Genomic DNA, 19,022 nt, shown 5'->3' with positions numbered 1-19,022 from the left:
GCAAGGCAAAAGGCAAAAGGCAAAAGGCAAAAGTGGCGGAGCCGGAATAATAGATAGCCTGAGGCTATTTATTTAATCCCCTGCCGACCTTTTGCCTTTTGCCTTTTGCCTTAAAAAAAAAGGGGGCCGAGCGGCCCCCAGAGTTACTTAGGAGAAAAGTCATTGGCCTCAGAAAATAAATTTGAGCGCCAACTGCACATTGCGTCGTCCATTGCGGAAGCCTTCGACCAGCGTGCTCGACGAGATTTCCGTTGACGCGCCATTCAAGAACATGTTCGGGTGGTTGAAGAGGTTGTAGAACTCGCTGCGGAACTGTAGCGTCTTGCCTTCCGTGATGCGGAAGTTCTTGTACAGCCCGGCGTCGAGATTCCAAATCCCCGGCCCCTGGAAGGTGTTGCGACCGAGCATGCTCGGCAGGAAGTTCCAGTCGGTAATCCCAAGCTCCGGCACCGTCGGGTCAATCGGCACCTGCTGGCTCAGATCGATCAGCACGAAGCTGTTGGGTGCCCCCGACGGGTTCTGCGCAGGGTTGCCCGGCACACTCCTCGGCAGCGCCGTTGTCGGCGACAGGCGCGGGCAGACTTCGGCGGCGTTCAGGCAATCGAAGATCGTGAATGGCGTGCCGGTGCGCGCTGTAAAGATCCCCGTGAGCGTCCAGCCGCCGAACGCCTGATTCATCAGGCCCGAGCCGAAGGGCCGGTTGCCGCCGATTGACCAGTTGGCGCTCGCCACAAAGCGGTGGCGCACGTCGAAGCTGGCCAGGCCATAATCGAGGTTCGGGTTGTACGGGTCGAGCAGCCCGAGGTTGAAGTCGTTGATCGATTCCGAGAAGGTCGAGCTCAGGTTGTCGAGCGCCTTCGAGTAGGTGTAACGCGCCGTGAACTGCAAGCCGTAGTTGTGCAGGTTGCTGCTGTTGAGTTCCAGAATCAGCGCATTGTAGTTCGAGCGGCCGCGGTTGCTGCGCGTGTTCAGCGGATAGTAGTTCTTGTTGAGCAGCACCAGCGGGTTGTCCGCCGTCAGCGCCGCATCGCCGAGGAAGCGGAAGCCGTAGCCGATGCGGTTGTCATTCGACAGGTCATAGAGGTGGCGGCCCGCCGAGCCGGAATACTCGACCGAGGCGACCAGTTGCGGCATGACTTCGCGCTCGAAGGCCAGGCTCCAGAAGTGCGCGTAGGCGTTCACGATGTTCTCGTCAACGTGGCGGACGTTGATCTGACCGGGCAGCGGGACGGTGCCGCCGCCGCCGAGCAGGCCAAAGTTCGTCGCCGGCACGGGGATCGTCGGGAAGCCGGGCGTGCCGGGGCTGATCGTCAGCACCGCGTAAGCTGGCGGGTTCTGGATGACGTTGAACGTGACGTTACCGAAATTACGCTCGTACGACATGCCGTAGCCGCCGCGCAGGCTGGTCTTGCCGTCGCCAAAGATGTCCCACGCAAAGCCGAGGCGCGGCGCAAAGTTATTCTTATCCGGACGCCACAGCGCGCCGACCGGTGAGTCAATGGCGCGCTGCACCGTGCCATTGATGATCTGCTCTTGCGGCGTGCTGCCCGATCCGAGGTAGAAGTTCGAGTCGAGCTCGCGCCGCGCGTTGTGCTGCACGCCGTAGTATTCGTAGCGCATCCCGAGGTTGACCGTCAGGTTCTGGCGCAAGCGCCAGGAGTCGTTGCCATAGGCCGCCCACTCGTGATAGCGATTGCTGCGGCTGAAGCTGGGGGCAGAGAGCGGCAGGGTGACCGGCGCGCCCGGCTTCGTCTGTCCTTGCGGATCGATGGCGACTTGCAGGCGGGCGAGGTTGCCGTTGATGAAGTTGTTGAAGCCGGTCGTCGTGTTCGTCGTCCCGAAGCCGGCGACGGCATTCTGGAACGCGCCGAAGGTGCGGTTGTCGCGAATGTGTATGTAGACGCCGCCGAAGCGCAACTGGTGATTGCCGCGCGTCCAGTTCAAGTCTTCATACGTCTGCAAAAAGTTCTGCGGGCCGCCCGAAGGGATGGCGTTGCCCGGCGTGAACGGCAGGTATCCCGGCAGCGCCACCGCCGAGCCTTGCAGCGTCAGCACCACGTTGGTGCGGAAGAAGTAGGTCGGCACCGGCGGCTGGTTGGGATTGAGCGGTTGCTGCTGGTTCAAGCGGTTGAAGACCAGCTTGCTCTGCGACACCAGCTTCGGCGAGAAGAGGTGCGTCAGGTTGAGCAGGAAGTTGTTATTGAAGTTGGTGATCGGCGTGTCGAAACCGGCGTACGGGCTGAAGCCGTTGGTGCCGGTAAAGAAGTCCTGGCTTTGCAGCGCATAACGGCCATAAAGCTGCGTGTTCTGGCTGTGGGTATAGTCTATGCGCGCCACCGTCTCGTAAGAATTCTGTGGCAAGCCGCCGCCGACATCGCCCGGCACCACGAAGCGCGCTTCGCGGAAAGCCGGCAGGTTGCTCGGCAGGTTCGAGAACGCCCCCGCGCCGATGTTCAGGTCGCTGATGGCTTGGCCGACCGTCACCGTACGGCCCAGCGACAGGTCGGGGCGCAGCGGGTTGGCCGCGAAGACGGCCTGCGTGCGCCCGTTCGATGCGGCGATCAATTCCGGCGTCGGCACGAAGATCGTCTGCGTCGCGCCGCTGCGGACGCGGCTCCATTCCGTGCTGTTGAAGAAGAAGAGTTTGTCTTTGATGACGCGCCCGCCGACCGAATAGCCGAACTGGTTGCGCGTGAAGACATCCTTATCCAGACCGCGGGCGTTGTTGTCGAAGCTGTTCGAGGCCAGCGCCGAGACGCGGTTGAACTCGAAGATCGTGCCGTGAAAATCGTTGGTGCCGGCCTTGGTCGTGACGTTGACGATGCCGCCCGCGGCGCGCCCGTATTCGGCAGAGAAGTTGCTCGTAATGATGCGAAACTCCTGCACCGCGTCGAGCGGCACGCTCTGGCCGACAAGCGTGTCAAAGCTGTTCACGTTCTCGCCGCCGTCGAGCAGGATGCTGGTGCTCGACGAGCGCTGGCCATTGATGTTGAAGCCGGTGCCGCGCAGGTTGGTCAGGTTGGCCTGGTCGCCGTCCGAGACATTGCCGGAAAGGTTCACCAGGTCATAGGGGTTGCGCGTGATCGTCGGCAGCTCGCGCACCTGCGCCGTCGAAACGACGGTCGACAGCTCTTGCGTCTGAGTGTTGACTTCGACGCCGCCTTCGCCGGCGATGACGTTGACGACTTCGCCGCTGCCGGCGACCGTCATATGAACTTCAATCGAGAGTTTGGCGCCGACGGTCACCTGGGCGCGCTGCGTGAAGTTGGCGAACCCCTGCGAGGTGACGACAATCTCGTAAAGACCGGATTGCAGATTGGTGATGGTTGCGGTGCCTTCGTCGCCGGTGGTGACGGCGGGAACCGCGGTGCCTTTTTCGACTGAGCGGACCGTGACGCTAGCGCCGGAGACAGAGGCCCCCTGCGGGTCAGTGACTTTGACGGTGACCTGCCCGGTCTCAGTCTGCGCAAGCCCCACCAGGGCGCTTTGCGCAAAGAGCGCCAGCGTCATGGCGAAGACGACAAGTCCGCGCCACGTCCGGCGATTCTGCTTCCTGTATTGTTGGCTACTACTCATTGTGCCTCCTGAATTGAGCGGTTCAAACGGCTCTCGCCATCGTCTGGCGGCAACGGGCCGCGAGCGACGGGCTGGTTTTTGAGCAACACGTTCGGCTGAAGCACCATCGAGTCTATGGGCAAGCGCGCCAGCGGTGAACAAGTTTGGGACGAGCGCCGCGATTCGTGTGATCAGATGGCCTGAACGGATGACGAGTTTCATCACTTCCCCACGCTCAAGCGGGCGGCCAGCCGCGCGTGAATCTGTTCCCATGCGGCGTCATCGCGCCACAGTACGCCATCCAGCACCCGCGTCGTCTTGCGCGTCGCCGGGTCATAAACAAACATGCCGCGCGAGGTGATGGTGAAGATCGGCACCTTGAACTTATCGGCGGTCATAAGGTCGCCGTCTTCGGGTTGCGCCGAGCTGCCATTGGGATGGGTGTGGACGATGGCGATGGTTCCCGGCCGCCAGGTGAAGGTGAAACTCTTGAACTCGTTCGTCGGATTCGGCATGTAGGCGCTATAGCTGCCATCGTCTGAGCGGACGATGACGACGACGCTTTCGCATGGCAGCGTGCCGCTGGCGACGCGCTGCCATGCTTCGCGGAATTTGCCGATGATCGGCCGGTCAAAGGTCGAGAGAATGAAATCGACGCCGGACAGATGAGGGGCCGGGCGATTGACGCGCTCGGCATCCGTATGAGCCGCAGGCAGGCGCATCCAGATGGGCGGCAGGGCGAAGAGGGGGAAGGCGTGGGCCAGTGCCGGAGCAAAGCACAGGGCGAACCAGGCGAGGCGCGTGACTCGTTTCATAACGACTCCAACCGGAGAAGCTGGCGGTCGACGCCTGCCGCCTCACAAGCGCCGTCCGATACGTTCGCAGTTTAAGAGTCACACGCGGATCGCCGTAACAACTTTGGGATGACACGGAACGAATGAGTGATGAGTGACGAGTGATGAGTGACAAGTAGCGCAAGGCGGTTAGCTTGCGCTGTGGCTCGCGCAAGCTAACCGCTTGCGCCACACCCGATTGAAATCCGCTCTAGAGGGGGCGTCCGAGGACTTCGTGCAATCGCTCGCGGTAGCTGCGCGACAGGGTCAACTGCACGCCCTCCCCGAGCAGGATGCGGTATTCGCCGTGGAACCAGGGCTGCAATTCCTGTATGCGGTCAATGTTGACGATGGCCGAGCGGTGGACGCGCACGAACTTGCGCGGATCGAGCTGGGATTCGAGCGCCGAGATCGTATCGCGCAGCAGGTAAGACTCGCGGCCGGCGTGCAGGCGCACGTAATTGCCTTCGGCTTCGAGCCAGTCAATCTCTTCGGTCTTCACGAAGTAGACGTGACCATTCATCTTGATAACCAGGCGCTCCAGATGCACCGGGCGGGCTTTCATCTCTTCGAGGGTTTTCAGGATGCGCGCCGTCAGGTTCTCGCTTTTTTCGTTGCGGATGTTGGCAACGGCGCGCGTCAGCGCCTTGTCAAAGCGCTCCTGGTCGAACGGCTTGAGCAGGTAATCCAGCGCGTGAACCTCGAAGGCGCGCACCGCGTACTGGTCATAGGCCGTGACAAAGATCACCACCGGCAAGCGGTCTGCGTCGAGCGCCTCAAGCACACTGAAGCCATCCTTGCCGGGCATCTCGACATCGAGAAAGACCAGATCGGGCGCGAGCTCTTGAATCGCTTCGATGGCTTGCTCGCCGCCGACACACTCGCCGATGATCTCGACGCGGCTGTCGGCCTTGAGCATATCGCGAAGGCGCTCGCGCGCCAGCGGTTCATCATCTACGATCAATACGCGGACGGACGACTCCCCTGACATACCCTTGCTCCTCTAGGCACTCTAACGAAGGAACTTCTGTGCCGGTTCATTTTTGCGGGCGGGATTGTGAAAGGGTGTGACGAGATGCAAAAAGTTGAAAAACGCGCGACAGCAACAAGTGTCGCATGCCGTAAGCGCGGTTTCCGCCTTACCCGATGCGGGGCGGGCCTTGCGGGTATCGCGCGCAACAGAGCGGGGCGAGCGCCGCAGCGGCAACTCGCCCCGATTTGACATAGATGATGAAGGTTGGCTTACTGACCGACGATGTCGCCCTTCATCGGGCCGAGCGCGCCGAGCAAGGTGTTCTTGGCTTCGGCAGAGACATGGTTGTCGTCGAGGGCTTTCACGAGGTCCTCGACCAGCGCATTGAAATCGGCGTCGGTGATTCCCATGCCTTTGTGCGCCGTCCGCATGTCTTTGCCCTTGTACTTGCACGGGCCGCCTGAAGCCTGACAAATCTGGTCAACCAGATTGCCTTTGAAGTGGGACAGGCGGTGCTTGTCCTTGGCCGCGTCGGCGAAGAACTTGTTGATGCGGTTGTCGGCGGCGACATTGCCGACGAAGTCATTGACGACCTTCTTGATGCCCGTCTTGCCGCCGAGCTGGTGGTAAAGCGACGGCGTTTTCATCTTCTTATCTTTCGCGGCGACCGCCGGGCCGAGCGATCCGAGGGCGAAGACGAGCGCGATTGCGACTGCTACCAAAGTTTTACGCATGCGAGTGTACACTCCTTCTCTTGTTTTTAGCGGGTCGTAAAATGTATGCGGCTGCTGCCGCCATGCAATTTGCCAGATGGTTTGATCCCGACTCGATTGCCGGAACCGAGCCGGACACTATCCGTACGCGAGATAATGCCAAAGGATAAGGCCGTAACCGCTGCCTGATTTGCCTTGAGACCCAACGCTCCGATTGCACACCAGCTTTTACGCCGGGCGTCGTATATCGGATTCCCGGCGATGATAAAGCAAAGGCCGGCGCAAATCAATTCGAATGCCGGCCCGCCTGGAACAAAAAGAAGTCGTGCACAGCGCGGCTGATGGAACACAGGCGGCATGGCGAAAGCAACCACAGGCCGCGCCGCTGCTTGACAAGGCCGGCGGGTGATTTCATATTTCGCTTGACTCGGCGGCCACGCTCGACAGCGCGCGCTGCCGCAGACCCTATGTATAAGGAGGGTTCCGCTTGTCGCTCAGTCGCCTGATTCATCACCGATGGCGCGGCCTGCTCGTCGTCATACTGGTTACCGCTTGCGCCCTGGGGTTTGCCGGCTGCGGTCAGAAGACCGGCAGCGAAGTTACCACGGCTTCCGGCCTCAAGTATGTTGACGAAGTCGTCGGCACCGGCGAAAAGCCGAGGCTCGGCAAAATGGTCGTCGTCAATTACACCGGCACGTTGACCGACGGCACCAAATTCGACAGCTCCCTCGACAGCGGCCAGCCGTACGAGTTTCGCATCGGCACAGGCACGGTCATCCGCGGCTGGGAAGAAGGCATTCTGAGCATGCATGTCGGCGGCAAGCGCAAGCTCATCGTCCCTCCGGAGCTCGGCTACGGCGCGCAGGGGAAGGGCAAGATTCCGCCGAACGCGACGCTCATCTTCGAAATCGAGCTGCTCGGCGTCAAATGACGCGGGCGGCTCGGTGGCGCGACAACTCCATTGCACCCGTGAACCAACTACGACTGCTCATCGGCGCGGCGCTGCGCTCACAACTTCGCTGGGCGGGCGAGCACCTCTATTACTGGCTGGTGCTGGGGCCGATGGTCGTCGGCTTTACCACCTTCACCATCGCCCGCGTCGTTGACAACCTCTCCGACTGGCAGCCCGCGCCGGCGACGTTGATCGCCGCGGCCATCGCCTTTGAAGTCGCGCTCATCGCTTTGAGCCTGTCGCGCGCCACCGCAGAAATCTATCACCTGCGCCGCCCGGAATCTTACTTCGATGCGCTGCCGCTCGAATCAAACACGCACCTGCACGCGGCGGTCACGGCGCGCGTCGGTCGCACGCTGGTGGTCGCGGCCGCCGCCATTGTCGCCCGCCGCATGGCCGGCACCTCATGGATTGAAGCGGCGAGCGGGCTGCCGCTGGCGCTCTTTGTCTTTGTAACCTCGCTCACAGAAATCCTGGCGGCGCTCAACTGGATTCACTGGGGCCACACGCGCCGCAAGCCGGTGGCGGCGGCGGCCCTGCTGCTGCTCTTGCCCGCGGCGCTTGGCGGCGGCCTGCTGCTGGCGCTTGCCGTCAGAAGCGATATGTTCACGGCGAGCGGGGCACAATGGCTGATGATTGCGGCGGCGATGATTGCGGCAGCGCTCTACGCCGTCACCCGGTTTCAGCATGCCGGGTGGCGCGCCGCCGACATGGAATACGCGCGGCGGCTGCAATCGACGAGCCGTTTGCGTCTGTTCAGCGCCGAACGCCTGCGCCGTCGCCTTGGCTATACGGTGGCGGCGCAACTGGCGCGCGACCTGCAACTCACCTTGCGAGCGTTTTCGTCGGCGGTCTATGTCGTCGGCGGCCTGGCGGCGTTGCTGCTTGCGGGCTTGATCGCGGCGCTACTGACCGGGTCGCTGCCACAGGGCGCGGCGGGCGGCTGGCTCGACCTGACGTGGACGCCGCAAGCGCTGGCCATTAAGAGCGGCTGTGCGGTGATGGTGGCGATGTTTACGGCGCTCGCGCCGCTGCTGGTCGCTTACGAGCTGCCGATGATGTGGCAGGAGCGCGCCTCGGCTATCACAGGGCTCGACCTCTGCGCCGCCAAGCTCTGGTATGCGCGCGCCGTGAGCCTGGCGGCACCGCTGGCGGCATGGCTGGTCGCCGTGCTGACCCGGCAGGTGCCGGTGATTTACCTGCTGCCGCTGCTCGCTGAATGTCTGTGGCTGTGGTGGATGATGAGCTCGCTTACCGGCTGGATGGCCTTCGAGATGCCGGCCCGGCCCGGCCTCGCCATCATTGTTCTGACGACGGCGCAGTTGGCCGCCGCCGCGCTGGCGGTCATCTTCTGGCCCGCCGGCTTGGTGATTCATGTGCAGGCGACGCACTCGCTCAGAGAGCGGGGCCGCCACATGGCGCGACTCTACCTGTTGACGGAGGGCGATTGAGCAACACGCTGATCGAAGTCGAATCGGTAGTCAAACGCTATGGCGCGGTCGTCGCCGTCGCCGGCGTCAGCCTGAGCGTGCGCGCCGGCGAAGTCTACGCGCTAGTCGGGGCGAACGGCGCGGGCAAGTCTACGCTGATCCGCATGATCATGGGGCTGACGACGCCCGACGCGGGGCGCATCCTGGTTTGTAACGAAGACCACGCGCAGCATGCGGCGACGAAGCGGCACCTCGGCTACCTGCCGGAAGAGCTGACGCTTTACAACCGGCTGACCGGGCGCGAGTACCTTGAGCTGGTGGCCGGCTTGAAAGGCGCTGACGCCGCGCAGGTTCCCGACGCGCTGCGCTTCTTCGAGCTGGAGCATGCGGCGGACAAACTCGCCGGCGGCTATTCGTTAGGCATGCGTAAGAAGCTGGGACTGGCGGCGGCGATGCTCGGCGAGCCGGACATCTATGTGCTGGACGAGCCACTGAATGGGCTGGATGTCGAGATGATGCGCAAGCTGCGGTTGCGCATGGAAGATGAGCGCCGCAGCGGGCGAGCCATCCTGCTTTCATCGCACGTCATGAGTTTCGTCGAGCGCATCAGCGACCGCGTCGGTGTGATGCGCGCCGGACAGCTTGTCGCCGAAGACGCGCCGGCACGCTTGCGCGAATTGACCGCCATGCCCGACGCGCCTTTTGAAGACGTCTTCTTTCAACTCGCCGGCTAAAACGACAACGCCACGCTCTGGCGCATCAGGTGGTAGAAATTCGCAGAGGTGCGCGACTGGCCGGCGAACTCTGTCTGCTCCCAGCGCCGATGCAACATGAACTGCTTGTAGTTGAAGGCGCCCACAAGCGGAATGCGGATGACCTCTTTTTTGGGCGCGCCTTTGAGGAAGAGCGGGTTGAAGACTTCCAGGTGAATCTCGACCAGGCCATCACGCTTCAGGCCGATGTGCAGTGCGGCGTTGGCGACGCCCATCTCCATCCAACCCTGTTCCCAATCTTTGTGATTGTAAGCGTTCAAGAAAGCAAACAGGCCATTGCGGATGGTGCATTCGATGAAGAGGCCGTCATTACCCGACATGGCGTCAAGCACGTCGGCGAAGTTGCCACCGGCGCTCTCGCGGGGGTAGCAGTTGAAAGCGCCGGGCCATATGTTGTGGATGGGGCCGATGGCGTCAAGCCAGCCCTGCGAGTAAATCTTGTCAACGATCAGCGCCACCGAGCGCCGGTCGTCCGGCCCCCAGGAGTTCCAGACCTCCCGCGCCTCCGCTTCGCTTGCGGTATGGGCGACAATGCGGGCGAGGTGCTGAATCATTTCACGGTTCGGCGCGCCGGTGCTGAGCGTCGCCTGTTCCCAGGTTGGCGACGGCGTGTCCTGGTCGGAGTGCCTGAGGTAGTCTGGAAAATCATCCGGCAGAGTCTCCATAACGATCAACCTCCTTATTGAGCGGGTCAGTATATCGCTCGGCCCAAGGCGGCGCAACACGCCGAAAAAAACGCGCGCCGCCGTAATTCCATGTATCTTTCGCCGCCGTCGCTGCTCTACAGAGGTGGCAGGGTCTCCCTGCCTGTTCGCAGAACAAGTACGGACGGTGAGGGTCAACGGGCAAGGGGTATTCAGACAAACGGTCTTCGCGCCGTTCCACATCAACCTGAACATCTCTGATTCGCCGACCTTGAAGGCTGCCGGCCCGCGTGGCGGGCGGGCGGGCTTTGCTCTGCCCGTTTGATCTTTGTCCGCGTTCCTTATCGAACGTTGAAACTCTTCCTCGGAGGTAGACATGAAGCGACGACTCCAATGGCTCGTCATCGCCGTAACGGTTGCGGCGGGGCTGGCCTCTTACCTATTCCGCACCAGCGCCGCACCGCTTGGCGCGACGTTATCCGCGCCGTTCGAGCGCAAAATCCTACAGCCGCCGCCGGAAGCGCCGTTCAACCTGCGCTTCTTCACCACCGCGGTCAAGACAGACTCGCGGGGCCGCATCATCACCGGCCCCACCAGCGATCCGGTAAAAGATATCGTCGGCCCGGAGGCGGCGGGCGAGCGCGGCGGGCAAACGCGCTTTACGAAGATCATGTTCGGCGCCGGTTACATTGATGGGCGGCCGGACCCCGGCACGCGCATTGACCCGAACAACCCTGTGGTCAAAAGCGGCAACCAGTTCTGGCCCAACCGCAAGCAGCCGTTTCGCAGCGAGCCGCGCGCCCTGGCGCTCACCGCTGACGGCAGCAAACTCTATGTCACGCTGCCGGGCCGCGAAGGCTATCCCGACTGGCGCGTCGCGGTCGTCGAGGCGCGCAACCAGCGCGTGATGAAGTGGATTGACCTGCGCCCCGCCGGCCAGCGGCGCGGCACGCGGCCTATTGGCGTCAAAGTCTCGCCGCTCAACACCGCGATCTATGCGCGGCCTTACGTCGTCGTGCTGAATATGTTCGGCAACTTCGCGAGCGTCATTGATACCGCCACGGACACGGTCATCGGTGAATTCGAGACCGGCTTCTATGGCGAGAAAGTCACCTTCAATCAAGACGGCACGCGCCTCTACATCACCGACCGCTTCAAAGATCAGGTGCGCGCTTTCCGTGTTGACCCCGGCCCGTTCTTCACAGAGATTGCCGAGATTCCGACAGGCACCACGGACCTTGAGCGCGCCAACCCGCGTGACCTCGACCTGAGCGCCGATGGCCAGACGCTTTATGTCGCCAACACTATCGGCCACACCGTTGCCGCGATCAATGTCGCGAACGACGCGAACACGTTAATCAAAGTGATGCCGCTCGGCGGCCTCGCCACCGATGTCAAGGTCGCCGGTCGCTGGGGCATCACCTCTGGCCAGGAGACCAACACGCGGCTCAATGAACCGGAAAGCGGCCACGGCTTGCCGACCAAGGATGCCAACGGCGTCGCCATCAAGAACAACGGCCAGCCGCTCGGCTATACGCCGGTGATGAGCGACGCGACCAAGGCGACGACCTTTGACGACATCGGCTCTGAGCTGAACATCTTTGACACGGCGACCAACCAGTTCGTCTACCGCTACGTTGACGAAGGCCGCGACCTGTCACAACTGGTCACCCCCGGCCAGTACGTTGACCTGCACGATCATGCGGACGCGCAGAAGATCATCAAGGGCAGCGGCCCCGAGCAGATGGTTGTTAAAGGCGACCTGCTGTTCGTCAGCTTCGCGCACAACGAGCGCGTCCAGGCGTTTCGCATCAACCAGAACCCCGCGGACGTGTCGCAGATTCTCACGCCGCTCGGCGTCGAGCTGACCGGCGGCATCACGCCGCAGGGCATTGAAGTCGCGCCCGACGGCAGCATGATCTATGTCGCCAACTTTCAGACCGAAGACGTGTCGGCGCTGAGCGTCAGCCCGCAAGGGTTCCTGTCGCGCGCCGGCTTTGTCACGGTCGGCGTCACCAATCAGACGCCTGATCCGACGACCGGCAGCAACGGCCAGGGATTGTTTGCGACCGACGAAGAGGTCGGGCTGCGCTGGTTCTTCTCGTCTGCCTATTCCGACGACGGGCAGAAATCATGCGGCTTCTGTCACTGGGATGGCCGGCAGGACGGCTGCCAGTGGAACGTCGCCGCCAATGCGGTCGGCGGCGTCAAAGTCTGCCCGCAGAACAAAGACATCTCCGACAACTGGCCCGAATGGTACGAAGGCTTGAACAACGACTTCATGGCCTACGCCTCGGCCTGCAACGGCGAAGTCTTACTCGGCGAGCGCGCGCCGACGCCGCTCTTCCCGCAGGCCGATCCGGTGGCCCGCTTCAAAGCGCGCGAGACCTACGTGCTGCAAAAGACCGAGGAGGATTCGCGCGCCATCGGGCGGCCCGAACTATCGGGCAAAGCTTTCAAGGTCGGCTACTATGACATGGCCTATCTGCAAATCCTCTGGTCGCAGAACGAAGTGCGGCGGTTGCCGAATCCGCTGACGCAATTCCCCGATTCGACCGAAGCGACGATGATCGCGCGCGGCAAACAGATCTTCACAGACAAAGTCGCCGGCGGCGGCGCCGGTTGCGCCGATTGCCATCACAATGGCAACCGCATGACGAACGGCGTCCTTGACGACACCTTCCAGGACTACAACATCCACGAGCCGGGGGTCATCAGCGAATCGACGGTTGACGGCACCGGGCCATTCTACCGCCCGCAGAACGATTACTTCTTCACGCGCTTTGCGCCGCCGCAGGATGTCGGCACGCCGCAGAACCTGAGCAGTCGAAATACCAAGCACCTGCGCGCCTTCTGGGATAGCGTGCCGCGCTGGCTGCACTATGGCTTTGCCCACACGGTGCGCGAAATCTTGCTGGCGCCCGATTCGCCGCTGTTGCAGGCGAACGAGCGCGGCTTTAACTTCCGCACCGTGCGCGCCGATCATGATCGAGCCACGGGCAAAGGTCTGAACGGTGTGCCGGCTCCGGTTCTGCCGACGCAGGTGCCGATCACGGTGGCCGACCGCAGCGGCCAGTTGGCAGGCGATGGCAAAGGGCCGATCTTCGTCAGCCTCGACAGCCCGACGGCAAGCGGGCCAGGCGGCAGCGCGTTGATCGATCAGCTCGGCACCAACAACCTGGCGCCGCTGATGACCGGTAACCAGATCAACCCGGCGCTTGCCGCCAGCGGCGTGCGGGTGATTAAGGATACGCACGGCAAAACATCGCACCTGTCGGCAGGCGATATCGATGCGTTGATCCTCTACCTGAAGTCACTGCAATAGGCGGCCTACGCCAGGGCAGTGCCGGGTAGATGCGGGCGCGAGGGAAGTCCCCCTCGCGCCCGTTTTGCATTTTTCATTCGTATGGCAATCGCCGTGGCGCGTGTTATAATCGCCCCCGCGCATAGCCCCAGGGAAAGTGACAAGTGACAAGTGACGAGTGACAAGACGTTGTTACTGCGTCACTCTGGCAATCTTTAGCCTATGCAGTTTCTCTTGTCACTCGTCACTTGTCACTTGTCACTAATCAACTATGCCTTCGGTCTACGATTTCAAACCGCGATTTCAAAACCTGCTGCGCCCGTTGATGCGCGGACTTGCGGCCATCGGTCTGACGCCGAATGCCGTGACGCTCGCGGCGCTCGTCGGCTCGATTGCGGTCGGCGCGGCGGTGTCGCAGGCGGGCAAACACCCCTGGCTGCTGTTGCTGCTGCCGGCGTGGCTCTTTGCGCGCATGGCGCTGAACGCCATTGACGGCATGATGGCGCGCGAGCTAGGGATGGCTTCGAACCTCGGCGCCGTTTTGAATGAGCTGGGCGACGCGCTCTCTGACCTCGGATTGTATCTGCCGCTGGCGTTCGTCTTTGAACCGGGGCGCTGGCCGGTGATTGCTTTCGCCATCGGCGCGGTGCTGACAGAATTCTGCGGCGTTACGAGTCGCGCGCTCGGCGCGTCGCGGCGCTACGATGGGCCGATGGGCAAAAGCGACCGCGCCTTCGTCGTCGGCGCGCTCGGCTTAATCACTTTTATCGCGCCGGCGGCACTCTCGGCGTGGCCGTGGGTGTTCGCGGTGGCGGCGCTGCTTACGCTCGTCACCTGCTGGAACCGGCTTCGACGGGCGCTTGCGGAACTGGCGAAAGCGAAAGCGAGCGGAGGTTGAGCGAATGAATCTTGCGGCGACGATCAAGGGCCTCTCGCCGGTCACGCAGATGGGCCTGCTGGTTTTAGGCGTGCTGGTCGTCGCTTCGGTCGCCGTTGCGGCGCTCAAGCGCGCCCGCCCGCAAGCCGACTTCACGGAGCTTGCGGCGCGCGTCAAAGCCTGGTGGGTGATGGCGGCGGTCTTCTTTGCCGCCATCGTCGTCAGCAACCGGCTGTCGCTGGTCTTCTTCGCCTTCATGAGCTTCTGGGCGATGAAAGAATACGTCACGCTGCTCAAGACTCGCCCGGCAGATCATCACGCGCTAGTCTTCACCTTCCTGGCCATTCCTGTGCAATACCTCTGGATCGGCGTGGGCTGGTACGGCATGTTCATCGTCTTCATCCCGGTCTACATGATGCTGGCGCTGCCCGTCCGCATGGTGCTGGCAAAAGAGACGACGGGCTTTGTCGCCTCGGCGTCGCAGATTCAATGGGGGCTGATGATCTTTGTCTTCGGCCTCAGCCACATGGCGTTCCTGCTGACGGTGCCGCAGATTGACGACACCCTGGTCAACGGGCGCATGCTGGTGCTATTTCTGGTCTTCGTCGTCGAGATGAGCGATGTGCTGCAATACGTCTGGGGCAAGACCATCGGCCGCCATAAGATCATCCCGGCGGTCAGCCCGAACAAGACATGGGAAGGCTTCCTGGGCGGCGTCTTTTCAGTGATGGGGTTGAGCCTGCTGATCCGCTTCCTGACGCCCTTCACCGTGATCGAGACGCTGCTGGTATCGCTGATTATCACGGTCGCGGGCTTTTGCGGCGGCGCGGTGATGAGCGCCGTCAAGCGCGACTTTGGCGTCAAAGATTTCGGCGCCGCCATTCCCGGCCACGGCGGCATGCTCGACCGCGTTGATTCGCTCTGTTATGCCGCGCCGTTCTTCTTTCACTACGTGCGCTATTTTCACTACTGGGGTTAAGGGACCAGAAGCCTATGGCGAGCGGGACCGCAAGCAAGACGGTGAAGGATTCAACCGACAACAAACTGACGGCGTCACGGCGATGGAGCGCGCGCGACCTGACGCAGATCATCCTCTTCGCCCTGCTGGTCAAGCCGTTTATGACCTTGTTCATCGGCCTGCGGGTGCGCGGGCGCGAGCATCTGCCGCGCGACGGCCAGTTCATTCTCGTCGCCAATCATTCGAGCCACCTCGACACCATCTCGCTGCTGTCGCTGTTCAGCCTGACGCGGTTGCGCCGCATCCGACCGGTCGCCGCCGCTGACTACTTCGAGCGTAACCGGCTGGTGTCGCTGCTTACCAAAACCTTCTTCAACATTCTGCCCATCGCCCGCCGCGGCATCACCGCCGAGAACAATCCGCTGGAGCGCATGCAGCAAGCGCTCGCCGCAGGCGACTCGCTGCTCATCTTTCCCGAAGGAACACGCGGCAGCGGCCAGGAGATCGGCCCTTTCCGCTCAGGCATTGCCCACCTGGTGGCGAAGCTGCCAGAGGTTCCGGTGGTGCCGGCTTATCTGGCCAACATGGGCCGCAGCTTGCCGAAAGGCGAGATTATCCCTGTGCCCTTCTTCTGCGAGATTCGCCTGGGCGAGCCGCTGCGCCTGAGCGGCAACCGCCAGCAGATTATCCACACGCTCGAAGACGCCGTGCGCGCTTTGAGAGAACTGTAGCTCCGCCGCCTATCGCCTGCCGACGCCCGCGCCGCGCGACGGTCAGAATGCCCGCCCGCTTCATTCATTTTGACGGACTGGAGCGATAGCTTTGATGAGCCGCGGTGGCTGGCTAAACTACCACCGATAAAGCCCCCGCCGCGCCTTTGGCGCGCTGAACATCATGGGTCATCCCCTGGCACAGCGATTGTTGTCCTACGCGTCGCTGGGTTACCGTGTGCAGCCGTGGCGCAGGCCGCGACCACGGACGAACGCAAGAGCAGTACTCGGTTTGATCGGACAAAGGGAAGCGTCCATTATGCGTTCACAGTTCCAGTTTAAAGCGATCAGCGCGCTCGCCGCGGCGCCCAACGCTGCAACCTTGCGCACCAGCAAGCTGACCGCCGAAGAAGAAGCCGAAGTCCTCGGCTTTCTCAGCCAGCGACCCGACCGCACCTTCGGGCTGCTCGGCTTCATCCGCAGCAACGGCCTGGTCAGCTCGCACAATCGCGGCACATTTTACGCCTGCCGCGACGAGCAGGGCGCGCTGCAAGGCGTGGCGCTGATCGGCCATCACTTGCTGTTTGAAGCGCGCAGCGAAGCCGCCACCGCAGCCTTCGCGCGGCTGGCGCAGCAGTGCCCGGGAGCCTATATGCTGCTCGGCCATCATGAAGATGTGCAGTCCTTCTGGTACTTCTACGCGGCGGGCGGCGCGGCGGCGCGACAGGTCGCCCGCGAGCGCTTGTTCGAGCAGCGCTGGCCGGTCGCCGTGCGCGAGCCCATCGCCGGGCTGCGACTGGCGACGCCTGTCGACCTCGATCTCATCATTCCGGTGCACGCGCAGATGGTTTTGGAAGAGAGCGGCGAAGACCCTTTGCAGCAAGACCCCGAAGCCTTTCGTCAGCGCTGCCTGCGCCGCATCGACCGCCAGATGACATGGGTATGGATCGAAGCCGGCCGCCTGATCTTCAAGATCGATATTGTCAGCGATGCGCCGGAGGTCACTTATCTTGAAGGCATGTGGGTAGCCACCGAAGAGCGCGGCAAAGGTTATGGCAAACGTTGCCTGTCGCAACTGACGCAGGCTTTTTTAATTCGCAGCCGCGCGGTCTGCGTGCTGGTCAACGAAAACAAATCCGCCGTGCATGACTTTTACTGCCGCGCCGGGTTCAAGCCCGCCGGCATTTTCGAGACGATATTCCTCCGCCAGAAAATCTGCTAAAGTCATCCTCGCATGACGGGGCCGACTTCCACCGCCAATCACCGCTCATTCGAACGAACCTCAGCGGCAAACGACGACAACGGGCGCGGCGGGCGCTTCGACCGCTTCGCCACAGGCCATTTACTGCTCATGATTGCCTGCCTCTGGGGGCTTGGCGAAGCGACCGCCTTCTTCATCGTGCCGGACGTGCTGTTGAGCTGGGTGGCCACGCGCTCGCTGCGCGCGGCGATGAAGGCGACGATTGCGGCGCTCGCCGGGGCGCTCGTCGGCGGCGCGCTGATGGCCATGCTCGCTGACGCCGCGCCGGAAACGGCGCGCGCTTTTCTTCAGCACATACCGGGAATCAACGCGCACCTGCTCGAACGCGTCGCCGGGCAAGTGGACGAGCGCGGACTGCTGGCTGTGCTATTCGGCCCGCTCAAAGGCATCCCCTATAAAATCTATGCCGTCGAATGGGGCCGGCGCGGCGGCGACCTGTTCACCTTCTTATTGATTTCGATGCCGGCGCGCTGGTTCCGTTTCGCCCTCAGCGCCCTGCTGTCTAGCGCCATCGCCCGCCTCATCGAGCCGCTGACCGGCCACCGCACCGGCATCGAATTCCTGATTCTCGCGGTGATCTGGATTATTTTTTATACTTTCTACTTCGCGCGCTTTGGCTGGTAAGGAGAGGCGCCGCGTCGCTCCGTGGCTTGACCAAGTCACAACGCAACTCCTATCCTGCCTTTGCTCGTCAATCGCTCGCTTGCAATTCATCGGAGAAAACCATGAAGCCAAAATTGATTACTGCCATCATCCTGTTGCTTGTCGCCGCACTGGTCGTGCCGGCGGCACAGCGACCGAAAGCCATCGCGCCGACGGCGACGCGCGATCAGCAGATTGCCCAGGCCGCCGAAGGCTTGCGCGCCCGTCTGGTCGAATGCCGCCGCGATTTTCATATGCATCCCGAGCTATCGAATCGCGAAGAGCGCACGGCGCGCGTCGTCGCTGAACGCTTGCGCGCCCTCGGGCTCGACGAAGTGAAAACCGGCGTCGGGCGTCACGGCGTTGTGGCTTTGCTCAAAGGCGCGAAGCCTGGCCCGGTCGTCGCCGTGCGCACAGACATGGACGCGCTGCCGGTTCTAGAGACGATGGATGTGCCTTACAAATCGCTGAACCCCGGCGTCAAACATGCCTGCGGCCATGACGTTCACATGACGGTCGAGCTTGGCGTCGCCGAAGTTTTATCCAAGATGCGCGACCAGATCAGCGGCACGATCAAGTTCATCTTTCAGCCCGCCGAAGAAGGCGCGCCGGCGGGCGAAGAAGGCGGCGCGGCGTTGATGATTAAAGAAGGCGCTTTAGAAAATCCGCGCCCGGCGGTCATCTTTGGCCTGCACACCAACCCGCTCATCGAAGCCGGGCAGATCGCTTACCACAGCGGCCCGGCGATGGCGTCGTCGGATCGCATCTCGATCACCGTGCGCGGCAAGAAATCGCACGGCGCGCAGCCGCAGATGGGCGTTGACGCCATCGTCGTCGCCGCCGAGTGCATCACCGCATTGCAAACCATTCACAGCCGGCGCATCGATCCGCTGGAACCATTAGTCATCACCATCGGCACCATCAAGGGCGGCGACCGCAACAACATCATCGCCGACGAAGTGCAGATGACCGGCACCATGCGCGCCTTCAACGAGGAGGTGCGCAAGCGCGCTCAGCAGTTGATGCGCGACACGTTGCAGAACGTCACGGCGGCCTACGGCGCGACCTTCGATCTGAAATTCGACGGCTCGAACCCGGTCACCTATAACGACCCGCGCCTCGTCGAAGAGACCTTGCCGACCCTCAGGCGCGTCGTCGGCGACAAGAACCTGATCGCGCCGAAACCGTTTATGCCGGCTGAAGATTTCTCGGAGTATCAAAAGATCGTCCCCGGCTTCTTTTATTTCCTCGGCGTCGGCAATCGCGCCCGCGGCATCACCGCCGCGTGGCACACCGCCGAGTTCGACGTCGACGAAGAATCGCTGGTCGTCGGCGTCAAGGTGATGGCCAACGTGCTGCTCGATTACCTCGACCGCCACGCGACCAAGTAAAGGCGC

Annotated in this window: 15 protein-coding genes; 10 read left to right on the top strand and 5 right to left on the bottom strand. The window is 62.4% G+C overall.

Annotated features, from left to right (window positions below; genetic code table 11):
• Positions 1-168 precede the first annotated feature (168 nt).
• From VJ464_25570 to VJ464_25555, 4 genes are all read right to left on the bottom strand, one after another.
• A complete protein-coding gene (locus VJ464_25570) occupies positions 169-3,576 on the bottom strand; it encodes a TonB-dependent receptor (GenBank protein ID HKQ08516.1) in 3,408 nt (1,135 codons plus the stop codon).
• A 200-nt stretch (positions 3,577-3,776) separates the two neighbouring features.
• The gene (locus VJ464_25565) at positions 3,777-4,370 is read right to left on the bottom strand and encodes a hypothetical protein (GenBank protein HKQ08515.1); all 594 of its coding nucleotides are present in this window, start codon (positions 4,368-4,370) and stop codon (positions 3,777-3,779) included.
• A gap of 229 nt (positions 4,371-4,599) precedes the next feature.
• A complete protein-coding gene (locus tag VJ464_25560) occupies positions 4,600-5,379 on the bottom strand; it encodes a LytTR family DNA-binding domain-containing protein (protein ID HKQ08514.1) in 780 nt (259 codons plus the stop codon).
• Between the two features lie 251 nt (positions 5,380-5,630).
• A complete protein-coding gene (locus VJ464_25555) occupies positions 5,631-6,095 on the bottom strand; it encodes a group 1 truncated hemoglobin (GenBank protein HKQ08513.1) in 465 nt (154 codons plus the stop codon).
• 538 nt (positions 6,096-6,633) lie between these two features.
• Here VJ464_25555 and VJ464_25550 point away from each other — a divergent pair.
• From VJ464_25550 to VJ464_25540, 3 genes are read left to right on the top strand one after another with little or no spacing between them, the layout of a single operon-like run.
• Complete coding sequence (locus VJ464_25550) at positions 6,634-7,005, top strand: FKBP-type peptidyl-prolyl cis-trans isomerase (protein ID HKQ08512.1); 372 nt, start codon at positions 6,634-6,636, stop codon at positions 7,003-7,005.
• A 38-nt stretch (positions 7,006-7,043) separates the two neighbouring features.
• Positions 7,044-8,477 (top strand): hypothetical protein, encoded by a 1,434-nt coding sequence (locus VJ464_25545; protein ID HKQ08511.1) that lies wholly within the window; start codon positions 7,044-7,046, stop codon positions 8,475-8,477.
• Positions 8,474-9,190 (top strand): ABC transporter ATP-binding protein, encoded by a 717-nt coding sequence (locus VJ464_25540; GenBank protein HKQ08510.1) that lies wholly within the window; start codon positions 8,474-8,476, stop codon positions 9,188-9,190. The genes VJ464_25545 and VJ464_25540 overlap by 4 nt, the downstream gene beginning before the upstream one ends.
• On the opposite strand, the gene VJ464_25535 is transcribed toward VJ464_25540, so the two are convergent.
• Positions 9,187-9,894 (bottom strand): hypothetical protein, encoded by a 708-nt coding sequence (locus tag VJ464_25535; protein ID HKQ08509.1) that lies wholly within the window; start codon positions 9,892-9,894, stop codon positions 9,187-9,189. The genes VJ464_25540 and VJ464_25535 overlap by 4 nt on opposite strands.
• A 355-nt stretch (positions 9,895-10,249) precedes the next feature.
• On the opposite strand from VJ464_25535, the gene VJ464_25530 reads away from it, so the two are divergent.
• The 7 genes from VJ464_25530 to VJ464_25500 all read left to right on the top strand — a co-directional run bounded on the left by VJ464_25530 (position 10,250) and on the right by VJ464_25500 (position 19,016).
• A complete protein-coding gene (locus tag VJ464_25530; protein ID HKQ08508.1) occupies positions 10,250-13,198 on the top strand; it encodes a beta-propeller fold lactonase family protein in 2,949 nt (982 codons plus the stop codon).
• Positions 13,199-13,448: 250 nt separating this feature from the next.
• Positions 13,449-14,075, top strand: coding sequence for a CDP-alcohol phosphatidyltransferase family protein (locus tag VJ464_25525; GenBank protein HKQ08507.1), 627 nt, complete (start codon positions 13,449-13,451; stop codon positions 14,073-14,075).
• Between the two features lie 49 nt (positions 14,076-14,124).
• Positions 14,125-15,033 (top strand): phosphatidate cytidylyltransferase, encoded by a 909-nt coding sequence (locus tag VJ464_25520; protein HKQ08506.1) that lies wholly within the window; start codon positions 14,125-14,127, stop codon positions 15,031-15,033.
• A gap of 14 nt (positions 15,034-15,047) precedes the next feature.
• A complete protein-coding gene (locus VJ464_25515) occupies positions 15,048-15,743 on the top strand; it encodes a lysophospholipid acyltransferase family protein (protein ID HKQ08505.1) in 696 nt (231 codons plus the stop codon).
• 298 nt (positions 15,744-16,041) lie between these two features.
• Complete coding sequence (locus tag VJ464_25510) at positions 16,042-16,944, top strand: GNAT family N-acetyltransferase (protein HKQ08504.1); 903 nt, start codon at positions 16,042-16,044, stop codon at positions 16,942-16,944.
• 12 nt (positions 16,945-16,956) lie between these two features.
• On the top strand, positions 16,957-17,607 hold the full coding sequence (locus VJ464_25505; GenBank protein HKQ08503.1) for a hypothetical protein: 651 nt from the start codon (positions 16,957-16,959) through the stop codon (positions 17,605-17,607).
• A 101-nt stretch (positions 17,608-17,708) separates the two neighbouring features.
• Positions 17,709-19,016 (top strand): amidohydrolase, encoded by a 1,308-nt coding sequence (locus tag VJ464_25500; GenBank protein HKQ08502.1) that lies wholly within the window; start codon positions 17,709-17,711, stop codon positions 19,014-19,016.
• Positions 19,017-19,022 lie beyond the last annotated feature (6 nt).

This window comes from Blastocatellia bacterium (assembly GCA_035275065.1).
GTDB lineage: Bacteria > Acidobacteriota > Blastocatellia > UBA7656 > UBA7656 > DATENM01.
The sequence above is the reverse complement of the archived record's forward strand: the minus strand, read 5'-3'. Positions and strand labels throughout refer to the sequence as shown.

Excerpts from the sequence above, each read along its gene's own strand:
- VJ464_25570 (HKQ08516.1), bottom strand. The coding sequence starts at position 3,576 with ATGAGTAGTAGCCAACAATACAGGAAGCAGAATCGCCGGACGTGGCGC.
- VJ464_25565 (HKQ08515.1), bottom strand. The coding sequence starts at position 4,370 with ATGAAACGAGTCACGCGCCTCGCCTGGTTCGCCCTGTGCTTTGCTCCG.
- VJ464_25560 (HKQ08514.1), bottom strand. The coding sequence starts at position 5,379 with ATGTCAGGGGAGTCGTCCGTCCGCGTATTGATCGTAGATGATGAACCG.
- VJ464_25555 (HKQ08513.1), bottom strand. The coding sequence starts at position 6,095 with ATGCGTAAAACTTTGGTAGCAGTCGCAATCGCGCTCGTCTTCGCCCTC.
- VJ464_25535 (HKQ08509.1), bottom strand. The coding sequence starts at position 9,894 with ATGGAGACTCTGCCGGATGATTTTCCAGACTACCTCAGGCACTCCGAC.
- VJ464_25530 (HKQ08508.1), top strand. The coding sequence starts at position 10,250 with ATGAAGCGACGACTCCAATGGCTCGTCATCGCCGTAACGGTTGCGGCG.
- VJ464_25525 (HKQ08507.1), top strand. The coding sequence starts at position 13,449 with ATGCCTTCGGTCTACGATTTCAAACCGCGATTTCAAAACCTGCTGCGC.
- VJ464_25520 (HKQ08506.1), top strand. The coding sequence starts at position 14,125 with ATGGGCCTGCTGGTTTTAGGCGTGCTGGTCGTCGCTTCGGTCGCCGTT.
- VJ464_25515 (HKQ08505.1), top strand. The coding sequence starts at position 15,048 with ATGGCGAGCGGGACCGCAAGCAAGACGGTGAAGGATTCAACCGACAAC.
- VJ464_25510 (HKQ08504.1), top strand. The coding sequence starts at position 16,042 with ATGCGTTCACAGTTCCAGTTTAAAGCGATCAGCGCGCTCGCCGCGGCG.
- VJ464_25505 (HKQ08503.1), top strand. The coding sequence starts at position 16,957 with ATGACGGGGCCGACTTCCACCGCCAATCACCGCTCATTCGAACGAACC.
- VJ464_25500 (HKQ08502.1), top strand. The coding sequence starts at position 17,709 with ATGAAGCCAAAATTGATTACTGCCATCATCCTGTTGCTTGTCGCCGCA.